General features: G+C 31.2%; 13 protein-coding genes and 1 other annotated feature. Of the genes, 10 read left to right on the forward strand and 3 right to left on the reverse strand.

Annotated features, from left to right (window positions below; translation table 11 throughout):
* Positions 1-687, reverse strand: a 687-nt coding sequence (locus tag N3C_RS04235) for a nuclease-related domain-containing protein (protein ID WP_143312596.1), incomplete at its 3' end; no start/stop codon positions are given.
* A gap of 189 nt (positions 688-876) precedes the next feature.
* Here N3C_RS04235 and sleB point away from each other — a divergent pair.
* The 3 genes from sleB (at position 877) to N3C_RS04250 (ending at position 3,403) form a co-directional block, all read left to right on the forward strand.
* Complete coding sequence (gene sleB / locus N3C_RS04240) at positions 877-1,584, forward strand: spore cortex-lytic enzyme (RefSeq protein WP_074364822.1); 708 nt, start codon at positions 877-879, stop codon at positions 1,582-1,584.
* Between the two features lie 95 nt (positions 1,585-1,679).
* Positions 1,680-1,926: a binding site (T-box leader), on the forward strand.
* Between the two features lie 77 nt (positions 1,927-2,003).
* Positions 2,004-2,588, forward strand: a complete 585-nt coding sequence (epsC, locus tag N3C_RS04245) for a serine O-acetyltransferase EpsC (RefSeq protein ID WP_074364823.1) — start codon at positions 2,004-2,006, stop codon at positions 2,586-2,588.
* Between the two features lie 104 nt (positions 2,589-2,692).
* A complete protein-coding gene (locus tag N3C_RS04250; protein ID WP_074364824.1) occupies positions 2,693-3,403 on the forward strand; it encodes a lysophospholipid acyltransferase family protein in 711 nt (236 codons plus the stop codon).
* Between the two features lie 94 nt (positions 3,404-3,497).
* Here the strand turns inward: N3C_RS04250 and N3C_RS15395 are convergent, their stop codons facing one another.
* Both N3C_RS15395 and N3C_RS04255 read right to left on the reverse strand, forming a co-directional pair.
* Positions 3,498-3,638: an OadG-related small transporter subunit gene (locus N3C_RS15395; RefSeq protein ID WP_278281012.1), complete on the reverse strand. Its 141-nt coding sequence runs from the start codon at positions 3,636-3,638 to the stop codon at positions 3,498-3,500.
* Between the two features lie 31 nt (positions 3,639-3,669).
* Positions 3,670-4,779: a sodium ion-translocating decarboxylase subunit beta gene (locus N3C_RS04255; RefSeq protein WP_074364825.1), complete on the reverse strand. Its 1,110-nt coding sequence runs from the start codon at positions 4,777-4,779 to the stop codon at positions 3,670-3,672.
* Positions 4,780-5,016: 237 nt separating this feature from the next.
* On the opposite strand from N3C_RS04255, the gene nth reads away from it, so the two are divergent.
* From nth to N3C_RS04290, 7 genes are all read left to right on the forward strand, one after another.
* Positions 5,017-5,661, forward strand: a complete 645-nt coding sequence (nth, locus tag N3C_RS04260) for an endonuclease III (protein ID WP_074364826.1) — start codon at positions 5,017-5,019, stop codon at positions 5,659-5,661.
* Positions 5,662-5,762: 101 nt separating this feature from the next.
* Positions 5,763-7,394 carry a phosphoenolpyruvate--protein phosphotransferase gene (gene ptsP, locus N3C_RS04265; RefSeq protein WP_074364827.1) on the forward strand — a complete coding sequence of 544 codons (1,632 nt, stop codon included), beginning with the start codon at positions 5,763-5,765 and terminating at the stop codon, positions 7,392-7,394.
* Between the two features lie 40 nt (positions 7,395-7,434).
* Positions 7,435-8,349 carry a D-alanine--D-alanine ligase gene (locus N3C_RS04270; protein ID WP_074364828.1) on the forward strand — a complete coding sequence of 305 codons (915 nt, stop codon included), beginning with the start codon at positions 7,435-7,437 and terminating at the stop codon, positions 8,347-8,349.
* Between the two features lie 18 nt (positions 8,350-8,367).
* The gene (locus N3C_RS04275) at positions 8,368-9,111 is read left to right on the forward strand and encodes a DNA alkylation repair protein (RefSeq protein ID WP_074364829.1); all 744 of its coding nucleotides are present in this window, start codon (positions 8,368-8,370) and stop codon (positions 9,109-9,111) included.
* A 291-nt stretch (positions 9,112-9,402) separates the two neighbouring features.
* A complete protein-coding gene (locus tag N3C_RS04280) occupies positions 9,403-10,734 on the forward strand; it encodes a VanW family protein (RefSeq protein WP_074364830.1) in 1,332 nt (443 codons plus the stop codon).
* 342 nt (positions 10,735-11,076) lie between these two features.
* Positions 11,077-12,018, forward strand: coding sequence for an AAA family ATPase (locus tag N3C_RS04285; RefSeq protein WP_074364831.1), 942 nt, complete (start codon positions 11,077-11,079; stop codon positions 12,016-12,018).
* 1 nt (position 12,019) lies between these two features.
* Positions 12,020-13,171 (forward strand): DUF58 domain-containing protein, encoded by a 1,152-nt coding sequence (locus tag N3C_RS04290; protein ID WP_074364832.1) that lies wholly within the window; start codon positions 12,020-12,022, stop codon positions 13,169-13,171.
* Positions 13,172-13,217: the final 46 nt, after the last annotated feature.

Consider the following 13,217-nt stretch of genomic DNA (forward strand, 5'->3'; position numbering starts at 1 on the left):
AAATAATTGAGATTTATGCTTTAAAAGGTCGAAGGGATTATCCATAAGTGTTTTTGTACCATCTTTATTTATACTAAAAAAGTTTCCTTCTTTGTCTACATAAGTTTTCCCTGAAATTATTGAAGCATCAAGTATGTATATTCCTTCATTAGTTAAGAGTACATGGTCATATTGTACCATTTCTCCTTCACATTCTAAGGTTATATCGTAGAGATATTTCAAATTTTTATTCATTCTTAATATATATTCAGCTACCTCGTAATCACCGTCGATTTTTGCTTTATATTTTTCGTAATCAAACTGAACCCACCTTTTTTTGCTTTCATTTGATAATTTATTAATTAAGTTTTCCATATCTTTTAAGGTTTTTAATCCCTTCTTGATATTATTTAATGCAATAGTATTTTTTTTGGCATTAAATAATAAAGAGGATGTAACTGTAAGATTATTTTTCTGATGATTATTTATATTTTCAGATATTATTTGATCTTCAATAGTTTCTTCAAGTGTAATAATTTTAGGCTCAGTTTTTTTACTCTTATTCTTAAATAAGCCAATAAATCTAACAAGACCGCTAGTTATAAATAAACATATCTTTTTTATAATAGATATAATTTTAGGTAGGATATATCCAATAATACTTAGTGCTATTAAAGCTAAGGGTATATATATAATTAAATAAGTCATTTATATCAACTTCCTTACTTTATCTACATAATATTGAATTTAAAATATCTTAATAATTATGTTAGTTCAATTATACTGCAATATATGAGGCTGTACAATGTAAATTCACCCTTCTTTTCACCCTAATACGCATTTATTTTGCCATAAAGCGCAAAATAAATTTAGTAATATAGAGGGAGGGTGAATTTGATGTTTAAGGTAATTAAAAGAAAAAAGATGATTTTTGTAGCAGTAATAACATTAGTAACATACATAATTAGTACATTTCTTTTTACCTCTCATAATATGGAGGTTGATGCAGTTACTTATTCCTATGGTTCTAGAGGTAGTGTAGTAAGAGAAATACAAACACGACTAAAGCGTTGGGGCTATTATAATGGAAGTGTAGATGGTATATACGGTTACGCAACTCTTGCAGCGGTAAAACAGTTCCAGAAAAAAAATAAATTATCTGTAGATGGCGTAGTTGGAAATAAAACCTTAGCCGCTTTAGGAATAAATACAGGAACAGCTTCCAAATCCACTGCAGCCACTAGCAGTACAAATGATCAAAACGTTTTACTTTTAGCTAGATTAATAAATGGAGAAGCAAGAGGAGAGCCTTATGAAGGTCAGGTAGCAGTAGGAGCTGTAGTTTTAAATCGTACAAGAGATCCTAGATTTCCTAATACTATAGCTGGAGTTATATATCAACCCGGTGCCTTCACTGCAATAGTAGATGGTCAAATACATGCAGAAATTCAACAAAGTTCTATAAATGCTGCTCGAGATGCCTTGAATGGATGGGATCCTAGCGGTGGAGCCTTATATTATTTTAATCCAGCCAAGACAACAAATAAGTGGATTTGGTCTAGACCACTTATTAAAGTAATAGGTAAGCATAGATTTTGTTCCTAATATTAAATGATAATTAATTTAAGAATACTATAATTACATGTTGACAAATGATTTAAAAAGCATATAATGTAAGTATAAATCGCAGTAAAATGCTCGGAAATACATTGAAGAAGGAGAGTAGCATAATTAGACTTTACAGAGAGGGAATAGTTTGGTGGAATATTCCTATTGTTCGGTTATGTGAAGTGCCCTTCGGAGTAGTGGACTGAAATTAAGTAGGGAACACCGGGGTCGCCCGTTATAGCGATAGAGCATAGCGTTACTTAGTAATTTGTGCTCGAAGGAGTGAGATTCTATATCTAATTAGGGTGGAACCGCGGAGTATTCAACTTCGTCTCTAAAAATGAGACGAAGTTTTTTTAATGGAATAGAAAAGGATAGCTTTCTATTTGAAAATCACAAGATTAAGGGGTGATGTTATGTTTAGTGATTTAAAGCAAAATATACAAGCTGTAAAGAAGAACGATCCCGCTGCTAGAAGTAGTTTTGAAATATTAATGCTTTATCCATCAATACATGCTATTATATTTCATAGAATTGCTCATTTTTTATATAAAAAACATTTATTCTTTTTAGCAAGATTAGTTTCTCAAATAAGTAGATTTATAACTGGAATAGAAATTCATCCAGGAGCTAAAATAGGTAAGGGTCTATTTATAGACCATGGAATGGGAGTAGTAATTGGTGAAACAGCAGAAATTGGAGATAATGTTACTATATTTCACGGTGTAACTTTAGGTGGTACAGGCAAGGATAAGGGTAAAAGGCATCCTACCATAGGTAACAACGTAATTATTGGTGCTGGAGCAAAGATTTTAGGTCCAATAAAAATTGGCGATGATGTAAAGATAGGAGCTAATGCGGTAGTTCTTAAGGATGTACCAGCAAATGCTACTGCAGTAGGCATACCGGCTAGAGTAATTTTAAAGAAGCCAAAGAACATTATAGCAATAAGCGACTATCGAGGAAAGGTAAGAACAATATATAATGAAATGATAATTTAGAAGGGGAAATCCCTTCTTTATTTCTTTACAGCTTTTCTAATAGACATTTTTTAGATAAGTAACTATAATAGATTATAGAATTACAACTGAAAGGTGGAATAACCATGATTTCCTCTAGAACTGCAAAATTAATAGGTTACTTACCTAAGGGAATGCTAAAGTATGTATCTAAAAAGGTTGTAGATAGGTATTTGAATAAGTATGCCAATATTAAGATATTAGGTAAAGAGAATATAGAAAATATAAAGGAACCAGTTATATATATAGGAAATCATCTTAGCAATTCTGATGGTTTAGTATTACAAAAGGTTCTTAAAGATAAAAATGTAACTTTTGTAGCAGGGATGAAGTTATCCAATAACCCTTTAACTAATATAGGTATGAGTATAGTTAAAAGCATAAGCATAAAGCCTAACTCTGCGGATAAAGAAGCTATAAATTCTATCATAAAGACAATAAAGTCTGGAGAAAGTATTTTTATTTTCCCTGAAGGTACTAGAAGTCGAACCGGTAGTATGATAGAGGCAAAAAAAGGAGTAGTACTTATTGCTAAGGTTACAAAGGTACCAATTATTCCTGTTGGTATATGGGGAACGGAAAAGTTAATGCCCATAAATAAAGAAGGAGATATGGGAGCAGAGAAATTTTATCATGCAGATGTAAATGTTTCTTTTGGTAAGCCTATTAGCATTCCTGAAAAAAATAAAGATGAAGATAAGCACCAATATAATGATAGAGTTTTGGAGTATTTAATGAAAAGTATTGCTAATTTATTACCTGAGGAATATAGAGGAGTCTATGGAGATAATAAATAGGCTAAAGTATTTTGTTAATATTTTATACATAAAAGTAGGACTGTCCATTAGTGTAAAAACAATAGTAGGACAGTCCTATTTCTTATAAGATAATTTATTTATTGTCACTGTTTTTTTCAGGAAAGATCCTTAATAGTAATTTTATCGTTAAATATATAATAAAAGTTACGATGAAGATTCCTGTCATTCCCATCCCCATAAGTTTTAAGGATTTTAAAAAGTTATCTTGTAGCAATTCAATTCACTCCTTTTTCTAATTGGAAAAATTATAATGCAGGTACTAAGGATAGTACTAATCCTCCTGCAATTACAGAAGCTACCTGTCCTGCTACATTTGCCCCTACTGCAAACATAAGTATGAAATTTTGGTTATCTTCTTTTTGAGCCATCTTTTGAATAACTCTAGCGGACATAGGGAAAGCAGAAATACCAGCAGCACCAATCATTGGATTAATCTTTTCTTTTCTAAATAGATTAATAAATTTAGCGAAAAGTACTCCGCCAATGGTATCAAATACGAAGGCCACTAGACCTAATCCTATTATTATTAAAGTATCTACAGTAACGAAACGTTCTGCTTCCATTGTGCTAGCAATAGTAATACCTATCAATATGGTAATTATATTTACAAGTTCATTTTGTGCTGTAGTAGATAATCTTTCTAAAACACCACATTCTCTAAGTAAATTTCCGAACATTAAGAAACCTATTAAAGCCACAGAATCGGGAGAAATAAGACCGGCTATAATAGTTATTAGTATAGGGAAAAGGATTCTAGTAGTTTTAGATACATCAGAGGCCTTGTATTTCATTCTAATTTGTCTTTCCTTTTTTGTAGTAACCAATTTAATAGCAAAAGGCTGAATTACAGGTACTAATGCCATATAAGAGTATGCAGCCACAGTTATTTGAGGCAAATACTTTGAAGCAAATTTAGTTGCTACGAATATGGATGTAGGACCATCAGCGGCGCCTATTATTCCAATAGAAGCTGCATCTAATATATTGAAACCAAATAGACTTGCTAAAGCTATGGTAAAGAATATACCAAATTGAGCAGCAGCACCAAACAAAAGCATGAATGGATTTTGAAGTAGCGGACCAAAGTCAATCATGGCTCCTATACCTATAAAAATCAGTAAAGGAAAGAGTTCACCATTGGCAATACCTGAATTAAAAAGTATACTTAGAGGTCCATGTTCACCTAAGACACCGGTAAAGGGTATATTTACCAGTATAGCTCCAAAGCCCATAGGCAGTAATAGAGATGGTTCGAAGTCTTTAGCTATAGCCAGGTAAATTAGTAAAGCTCCAATTGCCCACATAACTAGCATTTGCCAGCTTATAGAAGTGATCCCTTTGATCAAAACATCCATTTCTAATCCTCCTTGGTAAATTATCTTGTGTTATATTAATAAATAGTATTTACATAAAAAGTTAAAAATTTAACAATATCTTTTCACAAAAAATACATTTAAATAATATAGGGGAAAATTACAGACTGATTACAGTGACCATAAAAATCCTTAGGAAATCCCCTTTAAAAGACTATATTTCTATTCTATAATAATAGAAAATAGTTGTCAAAATATTAATAAACTTTAGGAGGAAAAATGAGGAGTAAAAAAGTAACTAGAGAAATTCTGGATAGCCTTTATGAGATGTATCCAGATGCCCATTGCGAATTGGAACACGAGAATCCCTTTCAATTGTTAGTGGCTACAGTATTATCCGCCCAGACTACAGATAAAAAGGTTAATCAGGTAACGGGAAGACTATTTAAGAAATTTAAAAGTCCACAGGATTTTGCAGAATTAGATTACAGTGAATTAGAAAAGGAAATTAAAGAAATAGGACTATATAGAAATAAAGCAAAAAATATAATAAATTTAAGTAGAGCATTGATAGAGAATTTTAATTCAGAAGTGCCTAGGACTCACGAAGAATTGATGACATTACCAGGAGTAGGTAGAAAAACTGCAAATGTAGTTTTAAGTAATGCCTATGGAATTCCAGCTTTGGCAGTAGATACTCATGTCTTTAGGGTATCTAATAGAATTGGACTAGCTGAAGCTTCTAACGTGGAAGAAACAGAAAGGCAGCTTACTAAGGCTATACCAAAGGATGAATGGATAAGGGCACATCATACTTTAATTTTCCATGGTAGAAGAATTTGCAAGGCTCAAAACCCTAATTGTGCGCAATGTGCCATTGCGTCTAAATGCAAGGAATATCTTAAAAATAACAAGAAAAAGTAAAGGAAGGATATTTTTTATTAAAGGAAGGAATATTGTAATTCCAATCCAGTTGTCATATTATATAATTATACTTTTAAATTCAATGTGTAATGAGGTGCGTTATGATAAAAGGAATATCAGCTTCCTGGGGATATGCTATAGGTACTGTATTTATAAAGGAAGAACCTAAGCTAAATTTAGATACTAAGTATGCATTAAATCTTGAGTATGAAAAAGAGAAGCTATTAAATGCTATAAACTTATCGAAAGAGCAGATTAGGGAGTTGAGAGAAAAGGTAGCAAAGGAAATTGGAGAAGATGAAGCTCAGGTTTTTGATAGTCATTATATCTTGTTAGAAGATCCAGATTTCCTTGATGCTGTGCAGAAGGAAATGGTGGGACATGGAAAATCTGCTGAAAATGCTGTGAACGATGTGATTAATAGCTACATAGATACAATGTCTATGCTTGAAGATGAATATTTAAAAGAAAGAGTGTCAGATATTAAAGATGTAGGCAGAAGGCTTATAATGAATATTACAGGAAATGTTTCTAAATCCTTTGCTAATATTAAAGAAAATACTGTAATAGTGGCCAGGGATTTAACACCTTCTGATACAGCCCAGCTTGATAAAGAAAATGTTATAGCTTTTTTAACGGAAGTAGGAGGACTTACTTCTCATACTGCTATTATGGCAAGAGCTATGGAAATTCCAGCGGTAGTAGGACTTAATGATATAGTTTATAAGCTACGAAATGGCGATAAGGTTGTTGTAGATGGTGTTGAAGGTGTAGTTATAGTAAATCCTGAAGAAAAGGTTATAGAAAGTTATAGGGAAAAAATAAAAGAGTTTGAAATAGGAAAAAGAAAACTTAAAGAATTAAAAAATAAAGTAATAATAGATTCCAAGGGAAAGCATATAGAAATATCCGCTAATATTGGATCTACAGAAGAAATGGATAAGGTCCTTGAATATGGAGCTGACGGTATAGGATTGTTCAGAACAGAATTTTTATATATGGATAGGGAGTTTATGCCTAGCGAAGAAGAACAGTTTGAAGCTTATAAAAAGGTACTTATAAAAATGGAAAATAAGCCAGTGGTTATAAGAACATTAGATGTAGGTGGAGATAAAAGTTTACCTTATTTAAAAACTCCAGAAGAGATGAATCCTTTTTTAGGATATAGGGCCATAAGACTATGTTTAGATCGTAAAGACCTATTTAAGACCCAACTTAGGGCTCTTTTAAGAGCATCTATTTATGGTAATTTAAAAATCATGTTTCCTATGATAAGCACACCGGATGAGTTTATAAAAGCTAAGGAAGTATTAACGGAATGTATGGATGAGTTAAAGCAGCAAGGAATTGAGTTTAAAGAGAATATTCCATTAGGAATAATGATAGAAGTACCTTCTGCTGCTGTACGAGCAGATGAATTTGCAAAAATGGTGGACTTTTTCAGTATAGGAACCAATGACTTGATACAATATACCTTAGCGGTGGATAGAACCAACGAAAAAATCTCACATTTATATAATACTATGGACTTAGCGGTGTTAAGACTAATAAAGTTTACTATAGATGCTGCTCATAAAGAAGGTAAGTGCTGTGGCATGTGTGGTGAGATGGCTGCAGATGAAAGAGCCATTCCTCTATTGTTAGAATACGGGTTAGATGAATTTTCTATGAATCCCGCATCTATTTTAAGAACTAAACAAATAATTCTTGACCATATTAATTTAATGAAATAATTTTCTCATAGTAAGAGAGAACTAAATTGGAGGTAAAACAATGAAAGTTGGAGTAATAATGGGGGGAATATCGTCTGAAAGAGATATTTCACTAAAGACTGGTAAGGAAATAGTAGATAATTTAAATAAGGATAAGTACGAGGTTGTACCAATTGTAATAGATAAAAAGGAAGACATTTTCTCAAAGGTAAAAGATATAGATTTTGCCTTGCTTGCTTTGCATGGAAAGTTTGGAGAAGATGGTACTGTTCAAGCGGTCCTTCAAACTATGAGTATTCCTTATTCTGGTTGCAACACTTTAACTAGTGCTGTATGTATGGATAAGGATATGACTAAAAAGGTTCTTAAGGCTTCAGGAATTAATACAGCAAAGTGGGTTATGGTTAACAAAGGAGAGGAAATAGATTATGAAGCTATAGAAAGTATTGGATATCCCTTAGTGGTAAAGCCTAACTGTGGAGGTTCTTCTGTAGCTACCGGTATTGTAAAGAATAGGGAAGAATTAACTAATCTCATTAAAGAAGCTTTAAAGTATGATAATGAAGTAATGGTAGAAGAATATATTAAAGGTGAGGAAATAACCTGCTGTATATTGGATGGTCAAGTGTTGCCTACAATAGCTATTAGGCCTAAAAATGAATTTTTTGATTTTACTGCTAAATATTCTGATGGTGGAGCAGATGAAGTAGTAGTTGAGTTAAAGCATGATTTGCAGAAGAAGGTTAATGAATTGGCCTTAGATTGTTGGAGAAGTTTGAAGTGCAGTGTTTATGCTAGAGTAGATATGCTTATTAAAGATGATGAGCCTTATATTTTAGAGCTTAATACTCTTCCGGGGATGACAAAAAATAGTCTATTTCCCAAGAGTGCTGCAGCAGTAGGAATGACTTTCCCAGAATTGCTAGATAAGATAATAGAATTATCCTTAAAAGAAAGAGGGTCTTATAAAATTTAAGACAAAAGTGGTGAACCTATGAAAATTGAGGAACTTGACCATATAGAGTGGAATGCTGAAGCATATGGATCATTTATCAATTTATTACAGTCACTTTCCGATGAAGCTTATGGAAAATTTAATTCTAGGATAATACCAGATATAGGCTTTAGCTATTATGTACGAATGCCTATGCTTAGAAAAATAGCGAGGAAAGTTGAAAAAAATAAGGACTTAGAAAGCTTTTATAATTTTGTTTCTGCAGGTAGTTCTTATGAGGAAAAGTTGCTTCAGGGCATGTTAATGTACAAAGTGAACTTCAAAAGTTTTTCCCATATGATGAGCAGTATAGATTGCTATATAAAGAAAGTTAATAATTGGGCTCTTTGTGATAGCTTTGTTTCTAATATTAGAAAATTAGTTGAAGGAAACAAGGAAGAGTTTCTTTCGGTAATTCCAAAGTATATAAAAAGTACTGAACCTTGGTCTGTAAGGTTTGCATTAGTAACCTTAAACAATTATTATACAGAGGAAGTATATTTAGATTTTATATTTGATTCTATTCAGAACATAGAAAATCATGATTATTATGTTAATATGGGGGTGGCTTGGCTTATAAGCACTTGCTACTTGGTTAATAAGGAAAAAACTAAGATTTTTATTCAGTCTGGTCAATTGGATGATTGGTGTATAAATAAAGCTATTCAAAAGATTGTTGAATCCTTGAGGGTATCCTTAGAGGAGAAAGAGGAGATTAAGAAGTTAAGAAAGAGTAAAAAATAGCAATGATCATTTAAGTAAAAATAATAATGATATGATAGGACATTTTTAGTAGAAATACTGAGAATGTCCTTTTTTAGTTTTAATAAGCTACTAAAAAATATAGAAAAAAGATTAAATAGTTAACTTATGGAATTATGATGGTAATAAGAAATGCAGATGAATGATGGATTTGTGCAATCAGTTTTTTATTTTATGTTATAAAGCTAAAGGAAATTACGGATAATATAAACAAGGTATCATTAATTTAAGTTCTGTGGAAAAGTGCAAAATCATTACATAGGTGGTGACAGAATGAAAAACAGAAGATGGTTACTAGGATTTTTATCACTATTTATTTTGCTTATGGTTACAACTGTAGGGTATATTTATTATTATGTAAGTAAGTGGGAAAATAAAATATATCCTAATAGCTATGTGGAAAATATTGATATTTCAGGATTGTCACTAGAAGAAGCGCAGAACTTATTGTCAAAAAATTACAATAATCTTTCTACTGAAAAAATTATTGCAGTATATGAAAAACAAGAGTATCCTATTTCTTTTAAAGATATGAAAATTAACATAGATGCGCCAAAATGCTTGAATAAAGCTTTTAGTTACGGAAAAGATAAGAATTTTATCAATAAATATATAGAGTTAAAAAGTAAGAAAAAGAAACAGTATAATTTAGAGTTTACCTTTGATGAAGCAGCGGTGAGAGAGTGTATTGAAAATATAAAAAAAGCTGTAGATATAGCTCCCCAGAATGCAAAGATAAAGATTGAAAATGGTACTCCTGTTGTAATAAAGGAAGTAGTTGGAAAAACCGTTGAAAAAGATATCCTTTTCAATGATATTATAGACAAGATAAGTAAATATGGAACTGGAGATAATAAAGTTACCATCACTGTAAAAACAGAGAATCCTACATTAAAGGCTGAAGATTTAAAAGATGTGAACTATAAAGTTTCAAGTGCTACTACGTATTTCTCTACAGAAACAAAAGGAAGGGCATATAATATAGCTTTGGCTGCAAGTAAATTAAATGGTAAAATCGTAATGCCTGGTGAAGAATTTAGCTTCAATAAGGAAACAGGAAAGAGAACCTTAGCTAATGGATTTAAAGGAGCACCGGTTATAGTAAATAGTAGGCTTGTTGACGGAGTGGCTGGAGGAGTTTGTCAAGTTTCTACAACCCTATATAATGCAGTTATTAGGTTAGGTATTAAATCTACAAGTAGAAGGAACCATTCTTTAGTACCGGCCTATATTGAGCCAGGCCTTGATGCTACAGTATCTGAAAGCATAGATTATAAATTTAAAAACACTTCAAAATATCCTTTGTATATTGAAGGTGTAACAGGAAAAGGAAAGATCACTATTAATATATATTCACATAAATCTCTTACAGAAGTACAATATAAGCTTTATTCAGAGATATTAGATGTAGAAGAACCAAAAATATATTACAATACGGTAGATTCCCTACCTAGTGGAACTATTAAAAAGGTTCAAGCACCGGTTACAGGGTATAAAGTAAATGTATATCTTATAGGTTATAAAAATGGGAAGGAAATATCAAGAGAGTTAATATCTAAGGATAATTATGAAAAGGTTGACGGAATTTATAATATAGGTTTGTAAATTACTGAACTTATTTTATATCATATAAACTTGTAATTAGCTTGATGTGGAATAATTAATATTGTCCGTATATGCGGTGCTTATCACAGAAGGAAGTACCGCATATACAGGACATACTAAAATAAGGAATAAAAAAATTGATTCAAAAAGAAGATTAAGTAAAAAATGGACAGGCAGTATTGTGATTACTTGATTATTTTTAATAATTTAAGTATATATACTTTGATCAAATTTATGTTAATGGTTTAAAATGCATAATATGATAAAATAATATAGTAAAAAGAAAAAATATGGTATAATGAAAAATATGCTAATATAATTTGCAACAAAGGAGAGTATTTTATGAAAGATACAAATGTAATTATACAAGAAATCTTATCTAATGTGGAAAAAGTAATAATTGGTAAGAGAGACTCTATTCTAGATATTATGAAAGGAATTATAGCTGGTGGACACATACTAATAGAAGATGTTCCTGGAGTAGGAAAGACCACTTTAGTAAAAGCTTTAGCAAAATCTTTAAATTTATCCTACAGCAGAATACAATTTACACCGGATTTGCTTCCTTCCGATATAACCGGTATATCTATATTCAATCAAAAGGAGATGCAATTTGAGTTTAGAAAGGGGCCCATCTTTGCCAATATAGTATTAGCAGATGAAATTAACAGAACTGCTCCTAAAACTCAATCAGCCTTGCTGGAAGTTATGGAGGAAAATCAGGTATCAGAAAGTGTACATACTTATAAACTAGAACAGCCTTTTTTTGTCCTAGCTACCCAAAATCCAATAGAGTATGAAGGCACCTACACTTTACCAGAGGCTCAGTTAGATAGATTTATGATCAAGGTAACCATTGGCTATCCTGACAAAGATTCAGAGGCTCAAATACTGGATTTATATAAAAACAGAAAACCTTTAGAAGAATTAGAAGCAGTGGCAGGAGCAGAAGATATTATTGCCTTGCAAAAGGCTTGTAGAGAAGTAATGGTAGCTCAAGAAATAAATAGATATATAGCTAATTTAGCAGAAGCTACAAGAACATCTAAGCTATTGAACTTGGGTATGAGTACTAGAGCAGCTCTAGCTCTTCAAAAAATTGCTCAGGCCTCTGCTTTAATTAACGGTAGAAATTATGTTGTTCCAGATGATGTAAAAGACAATGTTGCCTTGGTTCTTGCACATAGATTAACACTTTCTTCAGAAGCTAGAGCAAATAATTTTAACAGCGAGCAAGTAATTGCTAATCTACTTCAACATGTTCATGCACCAAAGGTGAATTAATATGTTTAGGATTAATGTGAGATTTGTAATATTATTATTATTTTCTTTTGCATTAGCTTTTACAGAAGGAGGACCTCTGTTCTATAGGTTTTTTTATTCAGTGGTGGCAATATTGTTACTTTCCATTATAGTAATAGTAATTAATCGTAGAAATTTAAATTTAGATATATTTTTTAATAGTAACAGATATAGCGCTGGAGATTCAGTTAGTTTTAGCATAGTGTTGAAAAATAAGAGTTGGATTCCAGTTCATTATTTGATTGTGAATAATTCTAGCTTAAAAAAACTTAGCCCTAGATACAATGGAGATGTGGTTTATATAGGCGGTAAAAAATCTAAAAAATTAAAATATGAAGTTCGCTTTAGAGTTAGAGGTAAATATGACTTCGGATCTTCAGAGCTTTCGTTTAGGGATACTGCTTCAATTATTAGAAGTAATAAGGTATATAAAAGTAAAGCAGTTATTCAAGTATATCCGAAGATTGTAAGTATTCCTTCAGATTTATTTAAAGGGGTCAATTTATTCAATAATTATAAGGTGAGTAGCTCTGGTATAGAGGATCCTTATGTTATAAAGGATAATAGAAAGTATAGAGAAGGAGATAATCTAAATCGAATCAACTGGAAGATTAGTGCAAAATACAATGAACTCTATGTAAAGAATAATGAAGTATTTGTCGGGGAAGAATTTAATGTATTTTTGGATATGAACAGCACAAATTATCAATATGATCTACAGGGAATTACCGAGGAGAAGTTAATAGATTTTTCTGCATCATTAATTTTTGACTTAATTAAGAAAAAAATAGTTTCAAAACTTTATATTAATGGAGAAAAATCCAAGGTATTTCTAATTAAAGATAATAATGATTTTTCTAAATTAATGGATTATTTTGTAGATAAAAAGAGCGATAGTAATGAATCATTTGTAAATTATTTAAAAGGATGTAAGGCTGAGATTAGAGCATTGAATAATATTGCCTTTATAACTTCTAGAGTGAATGATGAATTATGCGAATTTCTTTTAGAAGTAGAATTAAGGAAAAAAAATTTATTTGTTTTCTGTAATAAGATTGGTAGCGAAGATGAAGAGAATATTATAAAACTTACTAAGTTAGGAATAAAGGTATTTGATATTTCTAAATTCGTATAGATATGAAAACAGCAATTTATCTTGCTATTATTTTTGCTTAGAACAA

Source organism: Clostridium sp. N3C (assembly GCF_900095445.1).
Lineage (GTDB): Bacteria > Bacillota > Clostridia > Clostridiales > Clostridiaceae > Clostridium_AU.

What these genes read in the sequence shown, in the direction of transcription:
- sleB (WP_074364822.1), top strand. Translation starts at nt 877, where the DNA reads ATGTTTAAGGTAATTAAAAGAAAAAAGATGATTTTTGTAGCAGTAATA.
- epsC (WP_074364823.1), top strand. Translation starts at nt 2,004, where the DNA reads ATGTTTAGTGATTTAAAGCAAAATATACAAGCTGTAAAGAAGAACGAT.
- N3C_RS04250 (WP_074364824.1), top strand. Translation starts at nt 2,693, where the DNA reads ATGATTTCCTCTAGAACTGCAAAATTAATAGGTTACTTACCTAAGGGA.
- N3C_RS04255 (WP_074364825.1), bottom strand. Translation starts at nt 4,779, where the DNA reads ATGGATGTTTTGATCAAAGGGATCACTTCTATAAGCTGGCAAATGCTA.
- nth (WP_074364826.1), top strand. Translation starts at nt 5,017, where the DNA reads ATGAGGAGTAAAAAAGTAACTAGAGAAATTCTGGATAGCCTTTATGAG.
- ptsP (WP_074364827.1), top strand. Translation starts at nt 5,763, where the DNA reads ATGATAAAAGGAATATCAGCTTCCTGGGGATATGCTATAGGTACTGTA.
- N3C_RS04270 (WP_074364828.1), top strand. Translation starts at nt 7,435, where the DNA reads ATGAAAGTTGGAGTAATAATGGGGGGAATATCGTCTGAAAGAGATATT.
- N3C_RS04275 (WP_074364829.1), top strand. Translation starts at nt 8,368, where the DNA reads ATGAAAATTGAGGAACTTGACCATATAGAGTGGAATGCTGAAGCATAT.
- N3C_RS04280 (WP_074364830.1), top strand. Translation starts at nt 9,403, where the DNA reads ATGAAAAACAGAAGATGGTTACTAGGATTTTTATCACTATTTATTTTG.
- N3C_RS04285 (WP_074364831.1), top strand. Translation starts at nt 11,077, where the DNA reads ATGAAAGATACAAATGTAATTATACAAGAAATCTTATCTAATGTGGAA.
- N3C_RS04290 (WP_074364832.1), top strand. Translation starts at nt 12,020, where the DNA reads ATGTTTAGGATTAATGTGAGATTTGTAATATTATTATTATTTTCTTTT.